This is a genomic window from Lactobacillus hominis DSM 23910 = CRBIP 24.179, assembly GCF_000296835.1.
Classification (GTDB): Bacteria; Bacillota; Bacilli; order Lactobacillales; family Lactobacillaceae; genus Lactobacillus; species Lactobacillus hominis.
This window is the reverse complement of record NZ_CAKE01000015.1, coordinates 40746-67009: the sequence shown is the minus strand read 5'-3', so window position 1 is coordinate 67009 and position 26264 is coordinate 40746. Positions and strand designations below refer to the sequence as shown.

General features: G+C 36.1%; 25 protein-coding genes and 1 tRNA gene. 3 read left to right on the top strand and 23 right to left on the bottom strand.

Annotation, left to right across the window (positions count from 1 at the left end; all coding sequences use genetic code 11):
* Positions 1–55: 55 nt before the first annotated feature.
* The 5 genes from BN55_RS06350 to rlmD all read right to left on the bottom strand — a co-directional run bounded on the left by BN55_RS06350 (position 56) and on the right by rlmD (position 3750).
* Positions 56–577 carry an NUDIX domain-containing protein gene (locus BN55_RS06350; RefSeq protein WP_008471155.1) on the bottom strand — a complete coding sequence of 174 codons (522 nt, stop codon included), beginning with the start codon at positions 575–577 and terminating at the stop codon, positions 56–58.
* A gap of 19 nt (positions 578–596) precedes the next feature.
* Positions 597–743, bottom strand: a complete 147-nt coding sequence (locus BN55_RS10150; RefSeq protein WP_008471153.1) for a hypothetical protein — start codon at positions 741–743, stop codon at positions 597–599.
* Between the two features lie 24 nt (positions 744–767).
* Entirely contained in the window at positions 768–1808 is a 1041-nt protein-coding gene (locus BN55_RS06345) for a serine hydrolase domain-containing protein (protein WP_008471151.1), read from the bottom strand.
* Between the two features lie 158 nt (positions 1809–1966).
* Positions 1967–2395, bottom strand: a complete 429-nt coding sequence (locus tag BN55_RS06340) for an N-acetyltransferase (RefSeq protein WP_008471150.1) — start codon at positions 2393–2395, stop codon at positions 1967–1969.
* An 8-nt stretch (positions 2396–2403) separates the two neighbouring features.
* On the bottom strand, positions 2404–3750 hold the full coding sequence (gene rlmD / locus BN55_RS06335; RefSeq protein ID WP_008471149.1) for a 23S rRNA (uracil(1939)-C(5))-methyltransferase RlmD: 1347 nt from the start codon (positions 3748–3750) through the stop codon (positions 2404–2406).
* A gap of 345 nt (positions 3751–4095) precedes the next feature.
* On the opposite strand from rlmD, the gene nhaC reads away from it, so the two are divergent.
* Positions 4096–5472, top strand: a complete 1377-nt coding sequence (gene nhaC / locus BN55_RS06330; RefSeq protein WP_008471148.1) for a Na+/H+ antiporter NhaC — start codon at positions 4096–4098, stop codon at positions 5470–5472.
* 32 nt (positions 5473–5504) lie between these two features.
* Here nhaC and rpoN read toward each other — a convergent pair whose 3' ends face one another.
* The 7 genes from rpoN to BN55_RS06295 form a co-directional block, all read right to left on the bottom strand.
* Positions 5505–6776 carry an RNA polymerase factor sigma-54 gene (gene rpoN, locus BN55_RS06325; protein ID WP_008471147.1) on the bottom strand — a complete coding sequence of 424 codons (1272 nt, stop codon included), beginning with the start codon at positions 6774–6776 and terminating at the stop codon, positions 5505–5507.
* A 21-nt stretch (positions 6777–6797) separates the two neighbouring features.
* Positions 6798–7502, bottom strand: a complete 705-nt coding sequence (locus tag BN55_RS06320) for an MgtC/SapB family protein (RefSeq protein ID WP_008471145.1) — start codon at positions 7500–7502, stop codon at positions 6798–6800.
* Positions 7503–8330: a PTS system mannose/fructose/sorbose family transporter subunit IID gene (locus tag BN55_RS06315; RefSeq protein ID WP_008471144.1), complete on the bottom strand. Its 828-nt coding sequence runs from the start codon at positions 8328–8330 to the stop codon at positions 7503–7505. It abuts the gene before it with no gap.
* Positions 8327–9157 (bottom strand): PTS mannose/fructose/sorbose/N-acetylgalactosamine transporter subunit IIC, encoded by an 831-nt coding sequence (locus BN55_RS06310; protein WP_008471143.1) that lies wholly within the window; start codon positions 9155–9157, stop codon positions 8327–8329. Before BN55_RS06310 ends, BN55_RS06315 begins: the two co-directional genes overlap by 4 nt.
* Before the next feature lie 19 nt (positions 9158–9176).
* Complete coding sequence (locus tag BN55_RS06305) at positions 9177–9671, bottom strand: PTS sugar transporter subunit IIB (RefSeq protein ID WP_008471142.1); 495 nt, start codon at positions 9669–9671, stop codon at positions 9177–9179.
* Between the two features lie 27 nt (positions 9672–9698).
* Positions 9699–10112 carry a PTS sugar transporter subunit IIA gene (locus tag BN55_RS06300; RefSeq protein ID WP_008471141.1) on the bottom strand — a complete coding sequence of 138 codons (414 nt, stop codon included), beginning with the start codon at positions 10110–10112 and terminating at the stop codon, positions 9699–9701.
* A 161-nt stretch (positions 10113–10273) separates the two neighbouring features.
* Positions 10274–12847, bottom strand: a complete 2574-nt coding sequence (locus BN55_RS06295) for a sigma 54-interacting transcriptional regulator (RefSeq protein WP_008471139.1) — start codon at positions 12845–12847, stop codon at positions 10274–10276.
* A gap of 166 nt (positions 12848–13013) precedes the next feature.
* On the opposite strand from BN55_RS06295, the gene BN55_RS06290 reads away from it, so the two are divergent.
* Both BN55_RS06290 and BN55_RS06285 read left to right on the top strand, forming a co-directional pair.
* Positions 13014–13730, top strand: coding sequence for a Bax inhibitor-1/YccA family protein (locus BN55_RS06290; RefSeq protein ID WP_008471137.1), 717 nt, complete (start codon positions 13014–13016; stop codon positions 13728–13730).
* A gap of 129 nt (positions 13731–13859) precedes the next feature.
* A complete protein-coding gene (locus tag BN55_RS06285) occupies positions 13860–14576 on the top strand; it encodes a Bax inhibitor-1/YccA family protein (RefSeq protein WP_008471136.1) in 717 nt (238 codons plus the stop codon).
* 59 nt (positions 14577–14635) lie between these two features.
* Here the strand turns inward: BN55_RS06285 and BN55_RS06280 are convergent, their stop codons facing one another.
* From BN55_RS06280 to BN55_RS06230, 11 genes are all read right to left on the bottom strand, one after another.
* A complete protein-coding gene (locus tag BN55_RS06280) occupies positions 14636–15544 on the bottom strand; it encodes a diacylglycerol kinase (RefSeq protein WP_008471135.1) in 909 nt (302 codons plus the stop codon).
* 19 nt (positions 15545–15563) lie between these two features.
* Positions 15564–16994 (bottom strand): Asp-tRNA(Asn)/Glu-tRNA(Gln) amidotransferase subunit GatB, encoded by a 1431-nt coding sequence (gatB, locus tag BN55_RS06275; RefSeq protein WP_008471134.1) that lies wholly within the window; start codon positions 16992–16994, stop codon positions 15564–15566.
* Between the two features lie 3 nt (positions 16995–16997).
* Positions 16998–18440 carry an Asp-tRNA(Asn)/Glu-tRNA(Gln) amidotransferase subunit GatA gene (gatA, locus tag BN55_RS06270; protein ID WP_008471132.1) on the bottom strand — a complete coding sequence of 481 codons (1443 nt, stop codon included), beginning with the start codon at positions 18438–18440 and terminating at the stop codon, positions 16998–17000.
* Positions 18440–18742 carry an Asp-tRNA(Asn)/Glu-tRNA(Gln) amidotransferase subunit GatC gene (gene gatC / locus BN55_RS06265; protein ID WP_008471131.1) on the bottom strand — a complete coding sequence of 101 codons (303 nt, stop codon included), beginning with the start codon at positions 18740–18742 and terminating at the stop codon, positions 18440–18442. The genes gatA and gatC overlap by 1 nt, the downstream gene beginning before the upstream one ends.
* Before the next feature lie 11 nt (positions 18743–18753).
* The gene (locus BN55_RS06260; RefSeq protein ID WP_008471130.1) at positions 18754–19893 is read right to left on the bottom strand and encodes a CamS family sex pheromone protein; all 1140 of its coding nucleotides are present in this window, start codon (positions 19891–19893) and stop codon (positions 18754–18756) included.
* Between the two features lie 14 nt (positions 19894–19907).
* Positions 19908–21914, bottom strand: a complete 2007-nt coding sequence (gene ligA / locus BN55_RS06255) for an NAD-dependent DNA ligase LigA (RefSeq protein WP_008471129.1) — start codon at positions 21912–21914, stop codon at positions 19908–19910.
* 35 nt (positions 21915–21949) lie between these two features.
* Complete coding sequence (gene pcrA / locus BN55_RS06250) at positions 21950–24196, bottom strand: DNA helicase PcrA (protein WP_008471128.1); 2247 nt, start codon at positions 24194–24196, stop codon at positions 21950–21952.
* Positions 24197–24282: 86 nt separating this feature from the next.
* Positions 24283–24906, bottom strand: coding sequence for a glycoside hydrolase family 73 protein (locus BN55_RS06245; protein WP_008471127.1), 624 nt, complete (start codon positions 24904–24906; stop codon positions 24283–24285).
* 3 nt (positions 24907–24909) lie between these two features.
* Positions 24910–25527 (bottom strand): ECF transporter S component, encoded by a 618-nt coding sequence (locus BN55_RS06240; RefSeq protein WP_008471126.1) that lies wholly within the window; start codon positions 25525–25527, stop codon positions 24910–24912.
* A gap of 74 nt (positions 25528–25601) precedes the next feature.
* Positions 25602–25687, bottom strand: a tRNA-Leu gene (locus BN55_RS06235).
* A 48-nt stretch (positions 25688–25735) separates the two neighbouring features.
* A complete protein-coding gene (locus BN55_RS06230; RefSeq protein ID WP_008471123.1) occupies positions 25736–26200 on the bottom strand; it encodes a SprT family protein in 465 nt (154 codons plus the stop codon).
* Between the last annotated feature and the right edge of the window lie 64 nt (positions 26201–26264).

The following is a 26264-nucleotide window of genomic DNA, read 5'->3' as shown; positions in this document are numbered from 1 at the left end:
TTATAATATTTAATATATAGAAAATAGCATGACTAAACTATGAATGATAGCCATGCTATTTATGCAGTAACAGTTTTCTTGCACGTTTTAAAACTGGTAATTCTCGGTTAGTAATTAATTGTCCTAACTTAGTATTAGTTTGTTTTTCATACGCATCAACTGCTTGCTCATAAGTTAACTTTAAAGTCGATAAATGAAAATCCTCAATTTCTGCTTGCGTTAAATTTTTTTGACCAAAAGAACTTATTTTACATAGATAGTAATTATTAATATTGTGGCGATGAATTAAGTTATAGTAGTCGCTTACCGTGCCAATCTTACAAATAATATCAACATTTGCACCTAGTTCTTCTCTTAGTTCTCTCTTAAGTGCTGTAGTTAAGTCTTCGCCTGCTTCAACTCCGCCACCAGACGTTTCAATGAAGGTTCCTTTACCGAAATCATCATCTCTTTGCACTTTTACAAAGTAATACTTTTGTTGATCGTCAACTACAATTGCTCGAACAATTTGTCGATCATGATCTATATAGGTTCTAGGCCATTGTGTATCTTGTAGTTCGAGATTTAGTTCTGACATGTTTTTATCCATAATTAGCTTACTTTTCTATTTTAATCTTAATTGGCCAAGATAACTTAAGGCTCTTTATCTTATTTTTCAAAATTTCTTTTGACTCTGAAAAATTATAGAACGTTGCTGAAGCTTTAAAATTCTTTTCTTTATTTTGATATTCAAACTTTTTCATACTTTTCCCTTTTCAAACTCATTCCTACAATCCAAATCCTTCACCCATATAATGATGAAGCAAATAATCAGATGCTCTCTTCAAAGTTAAATAATTAATATTATTAGAAAATAGCATAATCATTTCTTTCGTTCTATAATTTGCGACAAAACAAGAATTATAGCCGGGAATACTTCCTTCAGCGCGAATTACGTTACCTTTAAAATAAACTCCGCCAAAATAAGCCACTTCTTGATGCTTAGCCTGCTGAGCATATTCATTAATCATCTTCGGATCTTTTAACACCTTGTTATACACAAACTTCCAGTAATCTTCTGGCGAGATAAATAAATTACCAGCACCAAAATCAGAAGATGTTGTGACAACAACCTTGTGCCAGTTAACATTTCCGCCCATTGGTTGAGGAACTTCATTTTGCTTAACTTCAGAGTAATCTTTGATTTGGTGCAATTTTAATGGCTTAGCAAAATTTTTCTGAATATATGAATTATAACTTACACCACTTTCTTTACTAATAATTGCTGCTAACAATTCGTAGTCTACATCTTGATAGTCCCAAGTGTGAAGATGGTCGTTTTGCATATGTTTAAGCATAAAGTCAATTTGCTCATCTTGATTTTTAAGTGGCTCAGATGGACGTGCATTGTTAACTAAACCACTTGTATGATTCATTAGTTCTCGAATCGTTATATCACTGCTGCCCGAAACTTGTGGATAATACTTAGATAAAGGCGTATTCCAATCTAGCTGACCTTTTTGCTGTAAATTATAAATCGCAGTTCCTGTCATAATCTTTTGTAAAGATGCAGTCGGAAATAGCTGATCTGACCTCACTATTTCATCTTTATTAGATGTTTCATTATTCATAATGACAATTGGCTTGCCGTCTTTGCCACTAACAATCATCAAGCCGTTAATGTGGTGCGACTTCATATAATCTTTTAACTGTCTTTGCGAACTCTTAAGTCCTGGATTTATTCTGTCACCTGACGGAACAATGAATAAAAATAGCGCAGCAATGCAGAGCACCAAAACAACAATTAAAGCAACTTTTTTTCGATGCATAACTAATTCCTTTCACTTACTGCTCAAGCCATAACACGATCTTATCTATTAATAGCTTATTCTTATTTTTCTTTTCTGTCATATAAAAGATTACTATATAACTAAAAAATGACTAATCAATCTTATTTTTGAAGATAAGTTTGATTAGTCATTTGTCATTAATTAGGTTTTTTCCAAGACATCAAAAATTCAATTTCATCAGTTTCTGCATCTTTCTGCTCGGATACAACAGTAAAATTTTCTCTCTTATAAAAATTAACTGCTCGAAAGTTCTTTTGATATACGTTTAAAATCAACTCGTTATGTCGTTGCTTTACATACTTAATTAAATAGTGTCCTACGCCAAAAGAACGATAGTCTTTATCAACAAAAAATCCCGCAATATAATTATCTACTAATCCTATAAAACCTCGAATTTCTGCATTTTGTTCATCAACAAATACTTCTGCTTGCAATAACTGTTGACGCACTTCATTATAATGTGATTGCCAGTACTCTTCACTAATAAAGGAATGAGCATCTTTGTTACTATTCAACCAAATTTCCATGACTCTATCTAAATCAGCTTGTTGTAACTTTCTTATCATAATTCTATTTATTTTTTCTCCAAAACCGTTACTGCTTCAACATGCGGAGTTTGAGGGAACATATCCACAGGATCAATCTCGTTAAAATCATAGCCCTGCTCCTGGAACAATTGCAGATCTCTAACCATTGTTGCCGGGTTACATGAAATATAAACAATCTTCTTAGGGTCAGTTTCAACAGCCGCGTCAATAAATTCTGGAGTTAATCCTTTTCTTGGTGGATCGACAAAAATCACGTCTGTCTTAAGTCCTTCCTTAGCCCAGCGAGGCATTACTTCTTCAGCTTTACCGACAACATATTCAGCATTCGTGATCCCATTTAATTTGGCATTTGCGTTAGCATCGTCAACAGCCGGCTTAATAACTTCCATCCCTCGCACTGCCTTCACATGCTTAGCAACTGACAAACCAATCGTTCCAATTCCAGAATAGGCATCAATTACAACGTCATCTGGTTTAAGATCGGCCTTTTGAATTGCCAAGTCATACAAGCGTGGAGTTTGCAGTGAATTAATCTGGAAGAAGCTTTGCGGGGAAATCTTGAAACTAACATCCCCAATTTTGTCGGTAATTTGAGGTTCACCCCAAAGCAAATAATCCTTTTTACCCAAAATCACATTGGTCTTTTTCGGATTATGATTGAGCACGATGCTAGTTACTTTATCAATTTGGCTGATTTCTTGAGTAATATCTTGTAAATGCTCAAAATCCTTGTGCAAGGCAACCAAAATCACCATAATTTCGCCAGTTGCTTTTGATCGACGCACATCAAGATAGCGAATCTCGCCTTTATTATGAATTTCATCATAGGCTGGCACATTGTATTTACGCAAAATATCGCGCACCGCTACTAAAACGCGGTCAATTTCTGGATCCGTAGTAAAGAAATTAGTTAGCGGCACCAAATCATGCGAATGACGTCTGAAAAAGCCGATATCAAGCTGTCCTTTTACCTTTCTGACTGGTACTTGCGCTTTATTACGATATCCCACTTCTTGGGGACTAGGTAAAGTTTGACCTACTTCAATTTTATCTAAGTCAGCCTTGTGCAATAAATTAACCACTTGATTGCGCTTGAATTCTAATTGCTTATCATACTTAATATGAGCCAGCGAAGCTAGGCCAGTTTGAACCCAATGGTTTAGCTTCACGTTTACGCGATCAGGCGATTCTTTGATAATTTTTTCTATTTTGGCAAAAGCAAAATTCTTCTTAATCTTTAACAATTTTGCTTTGATTTTTTCACCAGGAAGCGCATTATTGACGAAAATCGTCATCCCTTCATAATGCGCAACTCCCATTGCTTCGTAGGATAAGTCGGTAATATCTAATTCTACAATTTCGTTCTTTTTCATAATTTTTGTCCTTTTTTACAAACACTTATATCTTTTTATATCATACTAAAAATTCAAAATTTCTTACACCAAAAATATTGACAGAGTTTTTTAATCTTGCTATCATAATTGACAACAATATTCGTCCTAGTAGAAAGCTTGTTAGGCGTCAGAGAGCTGGTGGTGATGTGCGAACCAGTCAGGCAAGTTCTTTGAATTACAGCGAAAGTCAATTTTGTTCGGTCATATTCAGAACCGTTATCTCCTGATAGAGTCTAAGTTTTTACTTAGGATTAGGGTGGTACCACGGTTTATTTCGTCCCGTTGACATTTTTGTCAGCGGGACTTTTTATTTGGAGAAGAAATATGAAAAAAAAGAAAGTTAAGTTTAGCGAATCAATTATTATCTTAGCTGTTTTGCTAATCATTCTGGGAATTGCGGTTATTCACTTTGGAATTTCTCCCGAAGTTCCAGTTTTATTCACCGTTTTACTTTTAACATTTTGGGCACGACTTCGTGGCTTTAGCTGGCAAGACGTTCAAGATGGGATCAAAGAAGGAATTAGCGTTGCGATTATTCCAATTTTTATTTTCATTTTGATTGGGGCTTTAATTGCCGTTTGGATTCAAGCAGGAATTATTCCTTCCATTATGGTTTTAGGATTTAAATTAATTAGTGGCAACTTCTTTGTTCCCTCTGTCTTTTTAGTTTGTTCAATTGTTGGAGTTGCCATCGGAAGCGGCTTTACTACAATTTCAACTGTCGGAATCGCGCTCTTTGGAATTGGAGCAAGTATGAATGCTAACCCAGCCTTAGTTGCTGGAGCAATTATTTCAGGTGCTGTTTTTGGTGATAAGATGTCTCCATTATCTGATTCAACCAATCTTTCATCAGCAGTAGCTGAAAGTGAACTATTTGCCCATATTAAAAATATGATGTGGTCAACAATTCCTTCATTCTTAGTTTCATTTATTTTATTCTGGATCTTAGGTAACAGCGGCAAGATGGATCCTACTAAAATCGAAAAAACCGCTCATGTTCTAGAGCAAAACTTCACTATTTCTTGGTGGGCAGTCCTGCCAATCATTGCTATGTTAATTTGTGCTTGGCGAAAAATTCCAGCTATTCCTACCTTATTTATCAATATTACAATTACCGTAATTATGATTTTCATTCAAAATCCACACATTGCATTAGGCAGTCTTAACGACTTAGTAATGAATGGTTTTGTAGCTAAAACTAGCGATAAAAATGTTAATGCTCTTTTAACTCGTGGCGGTATTTCTAGCATGATGGCAACAGTTGCTTTAATTATCTCTACTTTGTCCTTAGGTGGAATGCTCATGAAATTCAACATTGTTCAAAGTGCGATGGAACCTTTAGTTAAGCACCTTAAAAAGCCTGGTCGCTTAATTACTGTCACCATCTTATCTGGAATTTGTATTAACTTATTTGTCGGTGAACAATACCTGTCAGTTATCTTGCCAGGACGGGCATTTAAACCCGCTTACGATAAGATTAAGCTTTCTCCTCTCGCTTTAAGTCGGGTGCTTGAAGATGGCGGTAGCGTAATTAACTACTTAATTCCTTGGGGCGTTGCTGGTTCATTTGCCGCTTCAACTTTAGGCGTTCCAGTTCTAGCATTTATTCCATTTACTTTCTTTAGTTTGTTATCGCCCGTATTCTCAATCCTATCTGGTGTAACGGGTATCGGTTTAAAATGGGCTGAAGATAAAAAATAATTTGCATATTTGCAAAAAAGACGGTCGAAAACTTAGTTTTCGGCCGTTTTTCTTTGATAACTGTTCTTTATTCCCAGGCATTTTCGGTATTTAGCAACCGTGCGCCTGCTCAAATTAATTTTATTTTTTTGCATATTTGCAACTAATTGATCATCGCTTAATGGATTAGCTTTATTCTCATTTTTTATTTGCTCTTCAATTAATAATTCAACCTGTTGTGAAGTTAATTTTCCTACGCTTTTTCTTGGGAAAAGAAGCTTCAAACTAAAGATTTTGCCCTGACATTCAACGTACTTATCTTTAATTGCACGGCTGACAGTGCTAATTGCTAAATTTAAATCACGTGCAGTTTGTTCTAAATTCAAAATCTCCAAATCTTGTAAATCTAAACTCTTAAGGTATTTTCGCTGCACTTTACCAATGTATTTCCCAAGACGGATCAATGTTTGCTCGCGCTGAGCAATAGCTTGCTTTAATTCGGTAAAATCGCGCTTCTGTTTTTGAAAATATTGTTTATCGCTGCCTTGGCTATTTTTTTGCATATTTGCAAATTCTTGCTCATTAAAAACTAATTCTGGTAAATCAAAATTAGACGATGAAACGAGCAAATCTTCTCCTTCAAATTCAAACCTCAAGTCAGGAATCAAATATTGCGCTTGGCTTGTATCAAATGCACTAGCCGGAGCTGGATTTAAAGTTCTAATAGCACTTAAAGCTACTAATAATTCTTCTTTGCTATACTTAAAGTTATTCCATCCCTGCGGATCAGCGAGTTTTTCTAATTGATTATTCTTCAAAATATCTAAAGCAACTTCGTTAAAATTTTCCTTAGTTTGCGCCTGAATTAAAAGACATTCATTCAAGTTATAAGCGCCGATTCCTAATGGATCTAAATGATGCAATTTATCGATTGTTTTTTTTAACTGATCAAGCGAAAATTCCGTTTTTTGCTTTAAATCTGACAACTCAATTCTCAAATAGCCATCACTATCTAATTGATAGATCAAAAAAGTAATAATTTTTTTATCTCTTTGATCCCAATCTGCAAGTCGCACCTGACTGAGTAAATGATCAAGCAGATTTTCTTCATCAGGGCTAGTAATCCAATCAAGATTTTGTAGTTCATTTTTTGGTCTTTTTAAGCTGACAAAAGGATTGGTTTCGCTAAAATCTGTAATAACTTTTTTTAGGTCATTGCTACTATAGCTCAAAACCGTCAGATTTTGTCTTAATTTTGCCGACAAAAAAAGCCGTGTCACCAGCTTTTCTTGCACTTTGAGTGCCATTTTTTGAGACTGTGACATCGGCTTTTCTCCTTACTATAACTAAATACTTACCATTTGGATCCGCATTATATTTTTATTCATTGATATATCTTCGATAATATCCGCATAATTTAGCGAACGTGGAATTTCTATATCATAAATATTAACATATATTAATCCTTCTGGCTTTTGCGTAACCTTGAAGTTTACGTTAGTTACAGTAATATGATGCTTTTCAAAATAATGTTGAATAAATTCTTTGGTTTCAACTTTATGTTTATATTGAATTTCAAGCTTTTTCATAGCGTGTACTTGAATTAATCTCTTTGAAAAAACTAAAACTAGTACTACAGCTATTGCGCCTGCAATTCCGATTATATAATCTCCCATACCAATTGCCAGTCCAATCCCAGCTACTGCCCAAAGACTAGCAGCTGTTGTTAAACCTAGTACTGTTCGATGTTGCACTAGGATAGTTCCAGCACCTAAAAATCCGATTCCTGAAACAACTTGTGCAATTAATCTTGCCTCATCAGCTCTCACGATTCCAGCTAATTTTGGTTGTTGAATTGCAATTTGAATTGCATCATAACCAATTTTTTCTTGAATCAAGGCGATGATACATGCTCCAGCACATACTAGAGCATGTGTCTTGATACCAGCAGGTCGATTTTTATGTTCACGATCATAACCGATGACACTGGCAATTAACACAGCTAATGTTAAGCGCAAAATTATTTCTGGAAGTGTCACGGCCATATGCATCTAAACCACCCCAAGCAAACCTAAAGCAATTGAAAGAACTAATACTCCAAGTAAGATCCAGTTAACATTAACTTTCTTTGATAAAAGCCAGTAACATACTAGAGTAACAATTAATGGAACTAAGCCAACCCATAATTGGTCAAGGTACGTTTGAATCTTGATTGGCTTACCGCCTTCGATAGGAATACTTAGTTTTGATTCAAACTTAACCATCGTAGCTGTCATACAGCCAATCATCAGTAATCCCAGTGTTGAAGCAGCTTTGTTTAGTAACTTCATACTGCCGCTTTTGTACATATCTTGAATGAAGGTATCACCGACAGTAAAACCCATGTAAGTTAAGTAGTAACGCGTTGCAATTGAGGGAATGTTGTAAATTAATAGGAAAAGTATTGGTCCTAAAATCGAACCTTGACTTGCTAAACTGATACCAACACCAGCAGCAATAACTCTTAAAACTCCCCAGAAAATTGAGTCACCAATACCTGATAATGGACCCATTAAAGAAGTCTTAATGGCAACGGTTGAATCTGGATCAAAGTTTGGATCTTGCGCCGTCTTTTTTTCCATTGAGGCAACAAGTCCCATTACGAAGGTACCAACGTTTTGAGTAATGTTGTACCAAGTAGTATGACGCATCATGGCCTTACGGTGGCCCTCTTTATCGTCTTTAAAGTATTCGTCTAAAGCTGGCATGATTGAATACATAAAACCAGGAGCGTGAGCCTTAGTGGCACCGGCACGACTTGCAAATACCGTGAAGGAGCGCCAAAAGATTTTATTAATGATTTTTTTGTCTTCAGGTGAGACGTTCTTAGTTATTTTCATGAGAAAAAGTCCTCCTCTTCTTCATCCATTGCATCAGTTGTTTCTAAGTGAGGTGCACTAGTTGCTGGTGCAGCCTTTTGCTTGTTTTCAATGTTCATAATTTGTTTATCGCGAATCCATTGTAAGACTACGATAATAATTCCAAGAGCTGCTACAGCTACTGAAGGTAGTTTTAAGTAAGCAGCTAAAACGAATCCTAAAAAGTAGTATGGTGATAATTCTTTACTCCATAACATTCTCATCAAGATTGCAAAACCAACTGCAGGAAGCAAACCACCGGTTGCAGCGAGTCCAGCCATTAAGTTAGCAGGAATTTGATTTACCAAGTGTTGCACTGGACGAGCACCAGCTAATACTGCAAAGAAAGTTGCAAGTGAGAAAGTAAAGTAATTAGCAAACCACATTCCAAAGTGCAACCGCGGCAATCCCTTAGGATTATCATCGCTAGCCACTTTATCTACTAATGGAGCGAAGATGTTCATTACAACGTTCTTCAAAAACATTGAGATAAATGCGGCAAACACACCAATTGGAACGGCCAAGGCTAAAGCAGCCTTAGTATCAACGCCCAAAGTAATGGCAAAAGTTGTTGCTAGTACAGTAGCAGTTACAGGTTCTGAAGAAATGGCACCACCAATATCAACGGCTCCCATAAAGATAGCTTCCAAAGAAGCACCGATTAAAATACCAGTTCTAATGTCGCCGAACATCATTCCAGCAACCATTCCTACAACTAGCGGTCTTTCAATCATCGTCTGGCCCCAAAGCCAGTTGCCACCCAGACAGATAAATACACAAAGGGCAGCTAACGTCGCTGTATGTAACATAATTTTTCCTCCTATCTAACTAATTTGCATCTTTTAAGATTGAAGAAATTGGAGTTTTTGCATTATTTGGCACAATTTGGTGAAATACTGGAATTTCCATTTGTGCTAACTTCTTCAAAGCCTCTAATTCATCAGGAGTCATCATCAAAGTTGAAGACAATTGAACTGCGTTGTCTGCATCTTTAGTAAAACGTCCAACATTTGCGACGTTAATTCCTTCAATATCTTTAACGTTTTCAGCAATCTTTAGCGCATCTTGAACATTATTAGTTAAGGCAAAAATCCTCATATTTGCGCCTTTAGGATTGTTAAAGACCTTAATTGCATCGTCAACGTTTCTAATTAATAGTTTCTTTCCAGTTGGCGTTGCCATTTTCAATGTCATTTGAACCATTTCATTATTTGCTGCATTATCATTTGCAACTACGATTCCCGGCGTATTTAATTCCTTGGTCCAAACTAATGCCACTTGTCCATGTATTAAACGATCATCTACTCGTAATTGTGCAATCATATTTCTTTCTCCTTTAAATTTGATTATTTATCCAAAGAAATCATCTACGGTTTCTTTTTCTTGTTTTGCTTCAGGCATTTCAAGCAATTCCACCTGACTTTGCTTAATTAATTCTTCTAAGTGCTCACGCGTTAATGGCTCGCTATCCAAAAGAACTGACATAATTATTGCCAGATTCATTTGTGTAACAATAAAGATGCTTTTTTCGTTAGCAACTTTTAAAGTTACTTTTTGGTTTACGCTACCTCCTTTTAAGTCAGTAAAAATTACTGCTGGTCTTTTAGCGCTTTTTATAAATTCTTCAATCTGGGGAGTGTAGTCAGTATCATCAACATAAGCATCAATGACTTTCACTTGTTTTCCCATTCCAGTTAGAATTTCGATAGAGCTTTGAAGGCCACTAGCAAAATGTCCATGACTTGCAATTAAAATATCTGTCATAGTTTTTATCTCCTCTCCTTTTTATCTTTTACACTTATTTATTAGCAAAAAACGTGCCAAGTGTGTTAAGTGCTATCATAACGGCAAAAAAAATAAAGTGTTTAAACTTTAAACACTTTATTTGTATATCATTAAACACTAATTGCTCAATGATTTATTACTTATAGTTTTGCTTCAATAAACTGTCTAAATAGCTCATATAACAAAGAAATCTCATAGTTTGAGATTTTGATATTATATTTCATTTCAACTGGCTGAAAAATACTATGCGAAATATTAAAGAAATCTTTTTCTTGTTCAGTTTTCGGTTCAACTTTAATTTCGGCAGTTTTTTGCACCATAAGTCGTTCAATCATTAAAGCAATATGCATATAAAGATTTAGTTTTACTTTTCCATCTAAATTCAGGCCATAGTAACTCTCATATTTACTGTTAATTTCTTCAACCTGGCGAATAACAACATCCGGATTAAGAAATGATAGTCTTTCTGAAATTCCCTCTTTAGAAAAGAAACGTAGAATTTGCTGACTAAAAGTTTCAATTTCTTGACTCGTCATATAAGGTGCTAACCACTTCTTAAGGTTATTTTCACCACTTGTATCAAGCAGACTATAAAGATTCATATGCTTAAAGCCTACTGGCTCTAAAATATCTAGCGTTGTTAGCACAAACAAGGTTCGATCAAAGTACGACCAATCTTGGCTCTTAATTTTTTCTTTTAAAGACGCATAATCACCCGGAATTACCTTAATTTGACTTGGTAAAAATGGCTGAATAATCTTACTGACAGTTTCCGCAATTCCCAAACCTGAAATACAAGAAATCAAGATATTCGGTGATTGCGAAAAACCTTCATAATATTGCACTTCAATACCATATTCAGATTCCGCATTTTGGGCAATTTGCTTAAATGGCTGATTTTGCTGCATTTTTAAAGCTAAATCTAGTGCCGTCAAAGTCGTTAAATTATTAACTACTAATAAATCACCATCTAAATGCGAACTGATTTCTGAATATAGCTGACTTAATGACCCCATATCAACCATTAAGATAAATCCATTAGTTGTATTAAATGAAGAAATCAATTTTTTAGTTTCTTCAATAATTGGTTCGACACCTGTATCAACTGGCATATCAATTGCATCAAATATATAAGTGCCACATAGTGAATTGACCACTGTCTGAATGCTGGTAGCCGTACTATGGCCGTGCGCCACCATCAGGCCACGCAGCTGAATATTTTCATCCACATGATCGCTCAAAAGCAATGCCAAAATTAAGATCAAAGATTGATCGCTTTTTTCAGTTAATTGCGGCAATTTTTTATAGAAAGTTCGCGCAACATGCAAAGCACGTGGAATAAGGTTCGAAAACTTCTCATTTAATAATTGGATGATTTTTTCATCAATCTCAAAATGATAACTATAAAGCAAGTATAGTACTGGTTCTAAATAACCTGTCTGACCTAAGCCAAACTGCTTTTGCACGACTTTGTTAAATAAACCTTGGTGCTGCAAGTGCAGACCTGATTTTAATACCCATTCTGGAACAAATTGTTTCAGACCTTGAATAGCTAACTTACACTTAATTGCTGCATCATGAGAATAATTTTCTTGTAAGCCTTCTAATTGATTTTCTATATCTTTTAAACTACGCTGTATCAGACTAGATTGATGACGCTCAAGTGGTTTTTGCGGATCCACAAAAATGCTTGAGTAATCTTCAAATCTTGGCAAGTCCGTTAACATCAGATTCGACATTTCTAAGCGAATGACATCACTCATAGCTTGTTCATTATAAGCAGCAGCACACGACACTTGAATTACATTTTTTAAATACCCGATATTACCGGTATGTTTAATTTGTAAAAGTGCTGAAACCACATACTTATCAACTTCAATCTTTTTATTTATCGTTTGCGCTTCTTGATAAAACAAATAGCGTAGCAACTCTAAACGTTCATCAATCGGTCGTTTAATGAAATCTGGCAAGTTAACATGGACGGGAATTCTTCTTAAAAAAGTCGTCAATAACACTTTTTCAGGATCTTCTGTTGTGGCCAAAATTAAGCGCACTTTTGACTTAATTGGCTTAACATTGTCTCCCATGGCATAAAATTCACCCGAATCAATGAAGGAAAACAACTTTTCTTGATTTTCGCTACTTAAGCGGTGAACTTCATCTAAAAATAAATAGCCACCGTTAGCCTGCTTGAGTAGTCCATCTTTACTTTCATCAGCCCCAGTATATGCACCTTTGACATAGCCAAATAACATACTAGAAACAAGCTCTGGGTTATTGGCATAATCAGCGCAGTTAAGAACAATATAAGGTGCATCAGCTTTGATTACTTTTTTATCTTTTGCAAGCTTGGCAATTTTACTGGCTAAATAACTTTTACCCACGCCAGAATGACCAGTAATTAAAATATTCAAGCCATCGGGTGGATATAAAACAGCTGCCGAAATTTGACTAATTACATGACGCATCGAACCACGATAGCCAATGAAGTTTTTAAAAGTATTTCGATTAAGTATAGTAGTTGAATTGCGTTGCCATCTTACTGGGCGTCCAGCAATTTTTTGAACCTCTCCATCGCTAGCTAAATCATTTAAGTAATGGCTAATTACTGAGCGAGAAAGGTTCAAGTCAGATGCAAGTTGACTTGTAGTTAAAGGCTGATCATTTTTTAATTGATTAATATAAGCTAAAACTTGATCACGTGCTTTATCCATAGCCACCTCCGTATAAAAATTAATATTACTATTATATCAAATTTTTGTAACCGTTTTCATCTAAAATAGATAATATATCTATAAATTATGTGATTCATCTTGCTTTTATAAAGAAAGTAAAATACTATATAAATAACAATCTTTATTTTGAAAAGAGGATTATATAATGAATAACTTCTCACAAGAACCTCAACGTACAAGCGTTAATGCCACCACAGGTTTGAACAGTTTTTTGACTAAAATGTATGGCTTCATGACGCTGGCTGTTTTAATTTCAGCATTTGTTGCCTTTATTGCGCCATACACTTACTTAGTGCCAATGCTTCGCTTAGTATCTCAAAATCAAATTATGCTTTATGTATTATTCTTAGGTGTGCCAATTGTCTTAACCTTATTAATCGGCTCTAAGTCAATGCGTTCACCTGGATTAAGTTTATTTTTATTAATGTTGATGGCTGCTGTATATGGCGCTGAATTTTCAATTTTAGCGTTAGTCTTTTCTGGTCAAAATATCACCTATGCCTTTGTGTCAGCTGCAGCAGTATTCATTACCATGGCTTTTTTAGGTACAACTACTAAAAAAGATTTATCTAATTTAGGCTCATACGCATTTGCTGCTTTAATCGGTTTAGTTGTAGCAACTTTAATCAATATGTTTTTAAAGAACCCAATGGTTACCTACGTCTTTTCTTACATTGGCGTAATCATCTTCACTATCTTAACTGCTTGGGACGCACAAAAAATGAAGAACATGTACCTTCAAACTGAAGGCCAAGTTTCTACAACGGGCTTAGCAGTTGTGGGAGCTTTGAATCTCTACCTCGACTTCATCAATATTTTCATTTACTTCATTCAAATTTTTGCTGGAAGTGACAGAGATTAACAATTAAATAATTACATTCTTAATCAAAGAAAGAATCGCAAAAATCGCGGTTCTTTCTTTTTTATTTTGAATTATATTCGTGTTAAGGTAAAGGTGAATAATATACCAACTAATTAGGAGGGCTTTCATATGGACAATTTTTCACCTGAAAACGGTAGACGCTCCATTATTGACGTCTCTGCTCTAAATTCATTTTTAAGTAAAATGTATGGTTACATGGCCTTAGCCGTTTTTGTTTCAGCACTAACTGCTTATCTTACAATGACAGTTTTCGCTAAACCAATGGCGAGCTTTATGATGCAGCACCGCTGGGCAATGTGGCTCTTATTGCTTTTGCCAATCGTTTTAACTTTTGCAATCAGCTTCAATGCTACGCGAAGTCCAGTAACTAGTTTCATCTTGCTCATGATCACAGCAATAATTTATGGCGTTACCTTTGCCTTTATTGCTGGAGCTTATACTGGGCAAGATATTGCCTGTGCATTCTTTGCATCAGCTGCTGTATTTGTAACAATGGCAATTATTGGGACTGTAACCAAGAAAAATCTCAACCGAATAGGATCATATGCTTCGGCTGCTTTAATTGGTTTAATAGTAGCAATGCTAATTAACCTATTTTTGAAAAATCCGATGGTTGACTACATCTTTTCATTTATTGCAGTCATTATCTTTACGATTTTAACTGCCTGGGATGCACAAAGAATGAAAAATATTTTCTTACAATTCGGATCTGAAGTTTCTCCTAACGGCTTGGCCGTGCTTGGTGCATTGCAGCTTTACTTAGACTTTGTTAACTTATTCTTACAGTTTTTAGAAATATTTGGCTTTAGCAATAACGACAACTAAATTTTTAGTGCAAACAAAAAAACGCTTCTTGCATCGTTTGATACAAGAAGCGTTTTATTTCATCCAACATAAAATTCAATATGCTGTTTTAGATTTTCAAAGTCAATTGGAAGATAGCCCCCAACTTCACCATCTAAGTTAACTGGAATCTTATCTCCATCTTTAGTGTCACCTAAAACTTCAACGTTTAAGGTTTTAGTCTTAGTGTAGATAACTTGTGGATCATTGATATGCTTTCCATTTAAAGCCATCGCCATTAAACGAAGCATATCAATTGGATTAGCAGTCTTAACCACAATTAACTGGAATAAACCATCAGATAATTGGGCATCTGGCATGATGCGTTCAAAACCACCAATCGAATTGGTCATCCCTAATAAAAACATTGAGATGTCGCCTTCATAAACTCCATCATCATAAGTTAAACGCATCTTATTACTCGAAATATGCGGAAGCATCTCTGCACCTTTCAAAAGATATGCGCTATAACCTAAGACAGATTTTAATTCTGAAGGCACTCCATAAGTTAATTCAGTTAAAGAGCCACTAGCGGCAATGTTCATAAAGAACTTGTCGCCAGCACGACCAATGTCCATCTTTTGTGTTTTACCTTTTAAGATGACTTTGGCACTATCAACTAAATTGTCACGCGGGATTTTTAATGCCCGAGCAAAGTCATTAGTCGTTCCAGCCGGAATAACTGCCAATTTAGGTCTTTTTTCTAAAGGCGCAATACCATTAACAATTTCACTAATTGTTCCATCGCCACCGGCACCCACGATTAAATCAAAACCTTCTAAACTAGCACGTTTAGCCTCGTTTTGGGCAGACAATGGTTCTGGCGTGGTTCGATAAGCACTGGCTTCAAAGCCAGCTTGCTCTAACACATTTAAAATGTCCGCCACATTCGAGATCATTTGCTCATGGCCAGAAACAGGATTATAAATCAATCTTGCCTTTTTTACCATTGTCTTCACCTTTCAAATATTAACGACTTTGTAATTCTTTGTTCAATAACTCGTTGACTACCTTAGGGTTAGCTTTACCACGAGTTTGCTTCATGATTTGACCAACTAAGAAACCAATTGCACGATCTTTACCATTCTTAAAGTCTTCAACAGATTGTGGGTTGTCATCAACAACCTTAGTAACCATAGGCCCAAGAACAGAAACATCAGATAATTGAACCATACCCTTATCTTCAACGTATTTCTTAGGATCAGTACCATTTTCAATAGATTCTTGGAAGACCTTCTTAGCGATCTTAGTTGAAATGGTACCATCTTTGATCATCTTGATCATTTCTGCTAAATGTTCTGGAGTAAGCTTGATATCTTTAATACCTACTTGTTTTTCATTCAAGTAACCATTAATTTGAGTGTTCAACCAGTTAGCAGCTAATGTTGGATCCGCACCAGCTTGAACTGCTGCATCGTAGTAGTCAGAACTTTCCTTAGTTTGCAAAATAACGTCGGCATCATATTCCTTAATGCCATATTCTTCAACGTAGCGCTTGCGACGCTCAAATGGTGATTCTGGAAGACTTTCTTTAATTTCATCAATCCAGCTTTGTTTAATGTGATATGGTGCAATATCTGGTTCTGGGAAGTAGCGGTAATCTGCGTCGCCTTCCTTAACACGCTCTAACACAGTCTTACCAGTAGCTTCATCGAAACGACGAGTAGAAAGTTGAACTTTACCACCAGAAAGCAAAACTTGTTGTTGACGTTGTTCTTCGTAGGCAAGAGAACGTCTTACGTGGTCAAATGAGTTCAAGTTCTTCATTTCGACCTTGGTACCAAGTTCTTTTTGACCTGCTGGACGTATAGAAATGTTGGTATCAACACGCATTGAACCTTCTTCCATCTTAACGTCAGATGCACCAGTAAATTGAACGATTTGACGTAATTTAGTTAAGTATGCGTAAGCTTCTTCTGGATCTTCCATATCAGGTTCAGAAACAACTTCAAGCAATGGCACGCCTTGACGGTTTAAGTCAACATAAGAATAACCGTTAGCGCCGTGAGTGTTCTTACCAGCATCTTCTTCGATGTGCATTTCGTGAATGCCGATGCGCTTTTTCTTACCACGAACTTCTACTTCAATATATCCATCACGAGCAAGTGGTTGGAAGAATTGAGTGATCTGATAAGCCTTTGGGTTATCAGGGTAATAGTAGTTCTTACGGTCAAAGTGAGTAGTTGGCAAAATATGTGCGTGAGTTGCCAAAGCAACCATAATACCTAAACGGTAAACGTCCTTATTTAACTTAGGTAAAACACCAGGCATAGCCCAGTCAATTACGTTAGTTGCGGTGTTAACTTCTGCCCCATAAGTTACTGGTGATGGAGAGAAAATCTTACTCTTAGTCTTTAATTCGAAGTGGACTTCTAGTCCGATTGTCGATTTAAAATTCATTAATTAATCCTCCATTCCGGCTGGTGTTTTTTCATAAAACTTGTTACTACGTTCAATAAAGTCTGCAGTCTTAAAGATACTGCCTTCGTCAAAGCGCTTAGCCATAATTTGCAAACCAACAGGCATTCCATCAACTAAACCAGCAGGAACACTAGCAGCAGGAATACCAGCTAAGTTAGCAGAAATAGTTAAAATATCGTTGTTGTACATCTTGATTGGGTCAGAAATTTCTTCGCCAATACCAAATGCAGGCGTAGTAGTTGTTGGTCCAACGATAACGTCATTATCTTTGAAGATCTTGTCAAAGTCATCGCAAATCAAGGTTCTAACTTTAGCAGCTTGTCTAAAGAAGCGGTCATATGCACCAGCTGATAAAGCAAATGAACCAAGCATAATACGACGTTTAACTTCTTCGCCAAAGCCTTCGCTTCTAGATTTTACATAAACATCTAATAAGTTCTTAGTGTCTTTTGCACGATAGCCATAACGAATACCATCATATCTTTGTAAGTTAGAAGATGCTTCACTAGAAGCAATGATGTAGTAATCTGGCACAACATATTTAGTATGTGGTAAAGATACTTCGTTAATGATAGCTCCAGCTTGCTTTAAGACTTCGATTTGGTCTTGAACTGCTTGACGGACGCCCTCATCAACAGCATCGCTCATGTATTCTTTTGGAACAGCTACACGAAGGCCTTTAATATCTTGACCAATAAAACTAGTAAAGTCTGGGACTTCTTTTTCAGAAACAGTTGAGTCATGTTCATCTGGACCAGAAATAACGTTTAAAACTTCAGCTGAATCTTTTACGCGTTTGCTCATTACACCAATTTGGTCTAATGAAGAACCAAATGCGATTAATCCCCAACGAGAAACTCTGCCGTAAGTAGGCTTAATACCAAAAATCCCGTTAAATGCGGCTGGTTGTCTAATTGAACCACCAGTATCAGAACCAAGTGCCGCTACAATTTGACCACTAGCAACAGCAGCTGCTGAACCACCAGATGATCCACCAGGAACTTTATCCAAATTCCAAGGGTTATGAGTTGGGCCGTAGTATGAGTGTTCAGTAGATGAACCCATTGCGAATTCATCCATGTTAGTCTTACCAACTAAAGTAGCTTGAGCTCTCTTTAACTTGCTAATAACAGTTGCGTCATACATTGGCATGTAATTGTAAAGCATGTGACTTGCTGCAGTAGTCTTGATGCCGTTAGTAATAATATTATCCTTAATGGCAATTGGAATACCGGCTAATTTATTAGCTTCAAAATCAAGATTTTCAGCAGGTTTTGCATCATCTTTTACAGTAATCCAAGCATTTAACTTTTCATCAGTCTTTTTGATGTTTTCAATTGTATCTTTAGTTAAAGCTTCAGCTGAAACTTCACCGTCTTTTAATTTCTTATTTAAAGAGTCAATGTTTTCATTTAAGTAATTCATTACTCGTTATCATCCTTATCAATAATCACTGGTACCTTAATGAATCCGTCAGCCTTTTCAGGAACATTTTCCATTAATTCAGCTCTGCTTTCCCAATGTTCTGGCTTATCTTCTCTGAAGACAGTGTCACGATCAACCACTTGCACTGTTTCTTCAACACCTTCAGTGTCAACTTCAGCTAATTGATCTGCCATATTGATAATGTCACCCATTTGTTTTGTAAATGAATCTATTACATCATCACTAAATTCAAGTCGCGATAATTTTGCAACGTGGTTTATATTTTCTTTTGTAATCTTCAACGTTTGCCCTCCTATTCACCGCCAAAGACGTGGACATAGTAACTGTCATCTGCGGAATTCTTTGCAACTAAAGCTTGAATATCATTTACCGAATTAATCTTTATTTCAACTGGTGCATGCGATGGCAAATACTTTTTAGCAGATGAAGCCACTAATCTTGAAAAACTCTGTATTTGAGCATATCCGAAAAATTGCGTGGTAATGTTAATATTCATCTGCGTTAATTCTTTACCTTGGTAGCGCACAGTTGCTGTTACCCCACTAATATTAGGAAAGTAACCTTGCACGGCTGCTTTAAAATTACTAAAGGCAGCTGCATCAGTAGAATTAATTGCTTTTTCATTTCCAACAGTTGGCAATACTTGACTGCGATAATTGACTGTTTTCCATTCATTTATTTTACTACTATTTGCGCTTGCAATTCCATATGCAAAGTAATTCCCTCCAACAAGAGAATCTTTATCAGTTTTTCTAAATAAACCGATCATTATAGGAATATTCTTAGTAGCCTTGTGTTTTCTTAAACGATGCACGATATCGTTAGCTGCTTTTTTACCAAATTCATTTTGACGAGCATCAGAAATATCTACGTGTTTTTCAACGCCCTTTTTGCCTTCAGTATAATAATCGACTGAATTTAGCGCTAAACCTAAACTCATACCGCCTAATTTATAGCTTGATCCAGATTTAGACAAATAATCTTGTTCTAAAATCTGATCCAAAATAATTGGAGCATAGGCTTTTTTGCCAGTGCTTTTAACTGGATTCAGTCCTTCTTTATTATCTTTAGATTTTCGATCAAGCCAATCTGTTACAGTTCCTGTAGAAAGCTCTTGTCCTTCTTGAAAGACGTAACGACTAGTTGAAAATTGGTTTTTAGATAAATTAATAAGTCCTGATTCCAAAGCTCTAGTATCAACCGAATTATCGCTAGTATTAGCAGTCATCCCTTCGATCGGGCTAGTTAAATACTTACCATCTTTTAACAAGACATTGTAGCCATTATTGTTAGTACTAGTTGTCTGATAGCTTTTTTGCTTGTTAGTAGAGGTGGTAGGGTTATTGGCTAAATCAGAATTTTTTAAATTACCACAGGCACTTAATGATACAAGCGCTCCTAAAATAGCAGTTATCTTTAAAAATTTTTCCAATTTTTTAAATCCTTCTATTTATTAATTTGGGCAATTGCTTCTTGTTCTGTCAAAGTTGGAACATTTAATTGTTGAGCCTTAGTAAATTTAGACCCAGCATCTTCACCATAAATTACATAATCTGTCTTTTTAGAAACAGACCCAGTCACTTTAGCGCCAAGAGTTTGCAATTTTTTGGTAAATTCGCTTCTTGTAAAATCAGCTAGCTTTCCAGTTAAAACAACTGTCTTATCTTTGAAGAAATTATCACTAACTTCGCTGTCTACTGGCCCTAAATAATCCATATTTACGCCAGCATCTTGCAATTCTTGAACTAACTTTTGAGCTTGTGGCTGTTTAAAGTATTCGACTATCGAATCAGCAATCGTCTCTCCTATTGTATCGATTGTTGTCAATTCTGGCACGGTCAATTCCATAATCTTTCCTAAGTTTTTATATTTTTCAGAAATTAAACGTGCAGCTTTTGCTCCAACGTGATCGATTCCTAGACCAAACAAAAGCAATTCTACCGAATTTTGCTTACTATTATTAATCGAAGTTAATAAATTATTAATTGCCTTATCTTTAAAATGCTCTAACTGACTTAATTGATCGCTAGTTAAATGATATAAATCAGCTACATCTTTTACAAAACCTTTTTCAATAAGCTGCTTAACGATTTTAGGTCCTAATCCCATGATGTTCATCGCTGGACGCGAGGCAAAGTGCGTAATTCTTTCTTCTACTTGCGCCGGACACATTGGGTTAACGCATCTTAAAGCAACTTCGCCTTCAAGATGGACTAATTTTTCACCACAAGACGGACAATTTGTAGGAATTTCATAAGGCTTACTATCTTTAGGTCTTTTAGATAAGACTACCTGCGAAATTTCGGGAATGATATCGCCAGCCTTATGTAACAATACTGTATCGCCAATTCTGACATCTTTTTCTTTAAGTAAATCAGGATTGTGAAGCACGGCACGCGAAACAGTTGTACCAGCCAGTTGAACTGGATCCATGACAGCCGTCGGCGTAACTACTCCAGTACGTCCAACTGTCCAAACAATATCACGGACAATTGTTTCTTGTTCTTCAGGTGGAAACTTATAAGCGATTTCCCAACGTGGCACTTTGACAGTATTGCCCAAATCATGCTGAAGCGATAAATCGTCGACTTTTAAAACAATACCATCAATACCATAAGCTAAGCTATTTCTTTTTTGAGTATATTCATCGATAAATTTAAAAACTTCGTCCAGGTTTTCTAATTTTTGACCAGTAGGATTAGTGTGAAAGCCTAATTTTGCCATCTCATTAATTGCCTGGTGCTGACTCGTAATGTCTTGCGGTGGATTAACCCAAGTATAAATAAAAGTGCTGAGATCGCGTTTTTTGGTGATCTTGGCATCCAATTGACGCAAAGATCCTGCAGCTGCATTACGCGGATTTGCAAAAATTTGCGCACCTTCCGCATCTCTTTGCGCATTTAAACGAGCAAATTCTTCTTTACCCATAAAACATTCGCCACGAACTTCAGTCGTGATTTTTTCAGGTAAAGTTTGTGGAATATCTTTAATAAAACGCGCATTGGCGGTCACATCCTCACCTACTCGTCCATTTCCACGCGTAGATGCTCTGACTAAATTTCCATCTTGATATTCCAAAGAAAGCGAAAGTCCATCGATTTTTAATTCAACATTATAAGCAACAGGGTGTCCGATAGCTTTTTGAATTCTTTTATCGAATTCTTTTAGTTCTTCCTTAGAAAAGACATCCCCCATCGACAGCATCGGAATTGGGTGCTCAACTTTAGAAAAATCGCTTTTGATTTCACCACCTACTCTTTGCGTAATTGAGTCCGCACTCTTTAATTCAGGAAAATCATTTTCCAATTGAACTAGTTCGTTGTAGCTCTTATCATAAACATTATCTTCAACAACTGGCGCATCTTTTGCATAATATGCATCAGCCCATTTATTCAATTGTTTTCTTAATTCTGAAACTCTTTCTTGCGCTTGTTGCAATGATATCTTTGCCATAATTTTTATCCTTTGTAAAAAACAGTTCTTCTTAATTATAGCTTTTTAATTGGTGCAAAGGCAGCTAAAAGGCGTTTTATTCCTTTACCAGAAAAGGCAATATCAAGTTCCATATCTTCGCCTGTACCATTAACTTTGACAACAACGCCCTTACCCCATGCCTTATGTTCAACTTGATCACCAACATTCCAAGACTTTTTGTCAGCGCCAACCGCACCTGATGCTTTTTTAGCAGTATAAACTTGAGCGTGAGCTCTTTCGCTTCGTTTAGCAAAAGGTATGGTTTGCTTAGTGAAGGCATGTGATGAAACGTCAATAATGCTATTATTTGGCGAAATATCTTCGATATCCTTATCATCAATTTCACCTATAAAACGTGAAGCTGGATTATTTTGTGGACGTCCATAAAGCATTCTTGAAAAGGCATTTGTGACATATAATTCTTTTTCAGCACGCGTAATTCCCACGTAAGCTAAACGACGCTCTTCTTCAAGTTCGCTATCGCTTTGAGCCGAGCGAGCTAATGGGAATAAGCCTTCTTCCATCCCTACTAAAAAGACAACTGGGAATTCTAGTCCTTTAGCTGCATGCAAAGTCATTAAAGCTACTTGGTTTTCTTGATCTTCTAAATCATCTTGATCGCTTAATAAAGTAACTTCTGATAGAAAATCGCCCAAAGGAGTTGAATCTTCATCTTCTGGCTCATAATTATCATCAAAACGCTTAGTAACAGTTAAGAATTCATCCAAGTTTTCTAAACGCGTATCAGCTTCAATGGTGTGCTCGCTTCGCAAGGCATCGCTATAGCCAAAATCTTCTAAAATCTTTTCCGTAATACCTGTTACGCTGTGATCTTTCGCATACTTAATTGTATCTTCTAAATTAGCACCAAATTCAGCAAAAGTCTTACCAGCTTTTCCAGTAATTGGAGCTAAAGCCAAATTTTGGAAACCTTCTAAAACAGAAAAATCATTTTCGTTTAAAAAGCTATTGAATTTAGCCATACTCGTTGGACCAATCCCACGTTTTGGCACATTGATAATCCGATTCAAACTCATAGAATCAGCAGGGTTAGCAACGATCTTTAAGTAACTCAAAATATCTTTAATTTCTTTACGGTCGTAGAACTTATGACCACCCACGATTTTATATGGGACGTTAGATTTAACAAAAGCTTCTTCGACGTTACGAGATTGAGCGTTAGTACGATAAAGCACGGCGAAATCTTTATATTTGCGATCACCTTTTTTCATTTCTTCTTGAATTTTAGAAACAATAAAGTGCGCTTCATCATTGCCGCTTTGGGCACGATAGTAATTTACCTTCTGACCTTCGCCACGGTCAGTCCAAAGCTTTTTAGGTTTACGATAAGCATTGTGCTTAATCACAGAGTTAGCCGCATCTAAAATGTGGCCTGTTGAACGATAATTTTGCTCTAGTTTAATAGTGTGAACTTCATCATTATCATAATCTTTTTCAAAGTTCAAAATATTATTCATATTAGCGCCGCGCCAGCCATAAATTGACTGATCGGCATCCCCAACCACGCAAATATTTTTATATTGCGCAGCTAACATATGACAGAGCTCATATTGGGCTTGGTTAGTATCCTGATATTCGTCAACTAAGATATAGCGGAATTTATTTTGATAATAATGCAAAGTTGTCTTATCTTTTTTAAATAAAACTAAAGTCTGCATAATTAAGTCATCAAAATCCATTATTTGATCGCGCTTTAAACGACGTTGATATTCGCGATAAACTTTAGCAGTTACTTTCTCAAATGGGCTTTTAGCTTGCATTTCAAATGCATCTGGATCCATTAAGTCATTTTTAGCATTAGAAATAGTTGCCAAAATTGCCTTTGGATCATACATCTTAGGGTTAATGTTAAATTCTTTTTGGATTCGCTTAACCAAAGTCAATTGTTCAGCTGAATCGGCAATTGAAAAGTTCTTAGAATATTCAATCTTATCTGCATCGCGACGTAAAATACGCACGCATAGTGCGTGAAAAGTCGACATCCAGATACTTTCAGCAACTGGACCTAATAATTTTTGGACACGTTCGCGCATTTCAGTAGCTGCTTTATTGGTAAAAGTAATCGCCAAAATATTCCAAGGAGCTACATTTTTTTCTTCAATAAGATATGCGACTCTTCTAGTTAAAACTGAAGTTTTACCACTTCCAGCTCCTGCTACTACAAGCAGCGGACCCTCAGTACATTGAACAGCTTGCTTTTGCTGCTTATTTAAGCCTTGTAAAATTGATTCTTCACTCATTTTGCTCCCCATCTACTTAAACAAAAAACAGTAAAAATTGACTTATCCATTATATCAAAAAAGTAGCCTATCTTTTAGACAAGCTACTAATTATCGTATTGCGTTAAATTATATTGTTCAATTATCGAAACTACTTTATTAGCATAACCAGGGTCTGTGGCGTAGCCATCTATTTCTAAAGCTTTTGCTTGCGAGCGATAATCTTTGGCTGCTAATACGTGCTGATACTGTTTAGAATTCCAACTCGTCCCATTAACAAATAACATGGTATGAGCATGGATACTCGCTTGATAAGAATCATAGATTTGAAAGCGACCATGAATTGTCTCCCAGTGGCCATTAACAAACTCTTGCGTCGTCATCACTTGGCTAGTATTAGGATCTGTGCCTTTAACGCCAAACAAATTATTATACTTTTTAGCCAGATCGCTTTGCCCATAATTACTTTCTAAACATGCCTGCGCAATTGTAACGCTAGGCAAAATTCCATATGGCTTGTCTTCAGCTTGAGCAATTGGTGCGATTACCTTAACAAAATTTTGCCGACTTTGCATAGCACGCTGTTTTAGTAATTCTTGCTGCTGAATTTGCTGGACATTTATTTGGTGACGGTAATATAAGCCAGCCATCAGCACCACAAAGACTATTGCAAATGCGAAAACCTTCAGTAATAATAAATTTGCCTTATTTTGTCTTGACCTTTTAGGCATACTCTATCGCATCTTCTTACTTAAAAAACGCTTTAATGGAATAACAATAATTGGCGTTACGACAGCTGTAAAAATCGCTTCAACAATTCCATTCATCCCTAAAGCTACTAGTAAAATCCAAATTAACGGAGCTTGAGAACTAGCTTGACCCAAATTATGAAGCAAAGCACTTGGATCATGGGCAAAAAATAAACTGGTTAACCCAATTACTAAAAGTGTATTAATTAAAGAAACTGCTAAACCACTAGCTCCAAAAACAAAAGTTTTTTGCATTTTACTATCGTCTTTAGCTGCTTGGGCAATCATTGCTCCAGCAAAACCAGCAGCTACTCTAGGAACTACAGCAATAAATGGATTTTGAAACAGCATCAAAGATACCATATCGCCAGGTTGCGTATATGCCAAAATTAAGCTCAACAATCCCCATACAAGTCCCATGGTCGTGCCAAAACTCACGCCCAACAAACAGCCCGCAATCGCAATCGTCAGCGGAATAATTGTAATCGATGGTAAGGCAGGCAAAATTCTAATATAACCTAAGTATGGAATAAAGGATTGAATAATTAAAATAGCAACAAAAATAGCTCCGATAGTTATCTTTTGTACTTTCTTACTTGTCATCTCCAGCAAGCTCCTTAACTTCATTTATTTCTCTAGCAAAAAAGGAAGCCGCATTTACGACTTCCTCCAATAAGTGCGGGCGAGAAGACTCGAACTTCCACGATCTAAAAGCGATCACAAGATCCTTAGTCTTGCGCGTCTGCCATTCCGCCACGCCCGCGTACTCAAATAATATACCAGAATTTTGCGAAATAAGCAAACATCTTTTTTATTTTTCCTTATTATTAATAATCATTTTTAATTTACCACCGCACTTACCGCATCTCATACGAGCTGTATTAACTCTTTTAACGCGCGGATATCTTAAATGACATTGGATGCATTCATAAACATAATTGATTTTTCTTTTATTTCTTAAGCCAATATCGGGGGCGTAACGCGATCCACCTACTTTAGCTAATAAAATTTTAAAATCACGATTTTGATGTTTATAGCCTAAGCCTAGTAAGTGCAAGTGATAATGAGTCAATTCATGTTTAATAATACCTATTAAATCATCATAATATTGTGGCAGTAGAAAGTGTCCATTGATATCAATGTGATGATCAGTTAAAAAATATCTTCCACCAGTTGTTCGCATACGGTTATTAATTTTTACACAGTGAACAAATGGCCGATTAAAATATTTTAAAGAAATATTTTCCACTAATTTTTGTAATTCATTTTCATTCATATCAGCATTTTAAACCAAATAAAAAAAGATCCCAAGCAAAATTTTGCTTAGGATCAATATTAAA

Excerpts from the sequence above, each read along its gene's own strand:
- BN55_RS06240 (WP_008471126.1), bottom strand. The coding sequence starts at position 25,527 with ATGACAAGTAAGAAAGTACAAAAGATAACTATCGGAGCTATTTTTGTT.
- BN55_RS06310 (WP_008471143.1), bottom strand. The coding sequence starts at position 9,157 with ATGTTACATACAGCGACGTTAGCTGCCCTTTGTGTATTTATCTGTCTG.
- gatB (WP_008471134.1), bottom strand. The coding sequence starts at position 16,994 with ATGAATTTTAAATCGACAATCGGACTAGAAGTCCACTTCGAATTAAAG.
- rpoN (WP_008471147.1), bottom strand. The coding sequence starts at position 6,776 with ATGTCACAGTCTCAAAAAATGGCACTCAAAGTGCAAGAAAAGCTGGTG.
- BN55_RS06285 (WP_008471136.1), top strand. The coding sequence starts at position 13,860 with ATGGACAATTTTTCACCTGAAAACGGTAGACGCTCCATTATTGACGTC.
- BN55_RS06230 (WP_008471123.1), bottom strand. The coding sequence starts at position 26,200 with ATGAATGAAAATGAATTACAAAAATTAGTGGAAAATATTTCTTTAAAA.
- BN55_RS06280 (WP_008471135.1), bottom strand. The coding sequence starts at position 15,544 with ATGGTAAAAAAGGCAAGATTGATTTATAATCCTGTTTCTGGCCATGAG.
- ligA (WP_008471129.1), bottom strand. The coding sequence starts at position 21,914 with ATGGCAAAGATATCATTGCAACAAGCGCAAGAAAGAGTTTCAGAATTA.
- pcrA (WP_008471128.1), bottom strand. The coding sequence starts at position 24,196 with ATGAGTGAAGAATCAATTTTACAAGGCTTAAATAAGCAGCAAAAGCAA.
- BN55_RS06290 (WP_008471137.1), top strand. The coding sequence starts at position 13,014 with ATGAATAACTTCTCACAAGAACCTCAACGTACAAGCGTTAATGCCACC.
- BN55_RS06305 (WP_008471142.1), bottom strand. The coding sequence starts at position 9,671 with ATGATTGCACAATTACGAGTAGATGATCGTTTAATACATGGACAAGTG.
- BN55_RS06300 (WP_008471141.1), bottom strand. The coding sequence starts at position 10,112 with ATGACAGATATTTTAATTGCAAGTCATGGACATTTTGCTAGTGGCCTT.
- BN55_RS06340 (WP_008471150.1), bottom strand. The coding sequence starts at position 2,395 with ATGATAAGAAAGTTACAACAAGCTGATTTAGATAGAGTCATGGAAATT.
- rlmD (WP_008471149.1), bottom strand. The coding sequence starts at position 3,750 with ATGAAAAAGAACGAAATTGTAGAATTAGATATTACCGACTTATCCTAC.
- BN55_RS06320 (WP_008471145.1), bottom strand. The coding sequence starts at position 7,502 with ATGCATATGGCCGTGACACTTCCAGAAATAATTTTGCGCTTAACATTA.
- BN55_RS06350 (WP_008471155.1), bottom strand. The coding sequence starts at position 577 with ATGTCAGAACTAAATCTCGAACTACAAGATACACAATGGCCTAGAACC.
- gatA (WP_008471132.1), bottom strand. The coding sequence starts at position 18,440 with ATGAATTACTTAAATGAAAACATTGACTCTTTAAATAAGAAATTAAAA.
- BN55_RS06345 (WP_008471151.1), bottom strand. The coding sequence starts at position 1,808 with ATGCATCGAAAAAAAGTTGCTTTAATTGTTGTTTTGGTGCTCTGCATT.
- BN55_RS06295 (WP_008471139.1), bottom strand. The coding sequence starts at position 12,847 with ATGGATAAAGCACGTGATCAAGTTTTAGCTTATATTAATCAATTAAAA.
- nhaC (WP_008471148.1), top strand. The coding sequence starts at position 4,096 with ATGAAAAAAAAGAAAGTTAAGTTTAGCGAATCAATTATTATCTTAGCT.
- BN55_RS10150 (WP_008471153.1), bottom strand. The coding sequence starts at position 743 with ATGAAAAAGTTTGAATATCAAAATAAAGAAAAGAATTTTAAAGCTTCA.
- BN55_RS06315 (WP_008471144.1), bottom strand. The coding sequence starts at position 8,330 with ATGAAAATAACTAAGAACGTCTCACCTGAAGACAAAAAAATCATTAAT.
- BN55_RS06245 (WP_008471127.1), bottom strand. The coding sequence starts at position 24,906 with ATGCCTAAAAGGTCAAGACAAAATAAGGCAAATTTATTATTACTGAAG.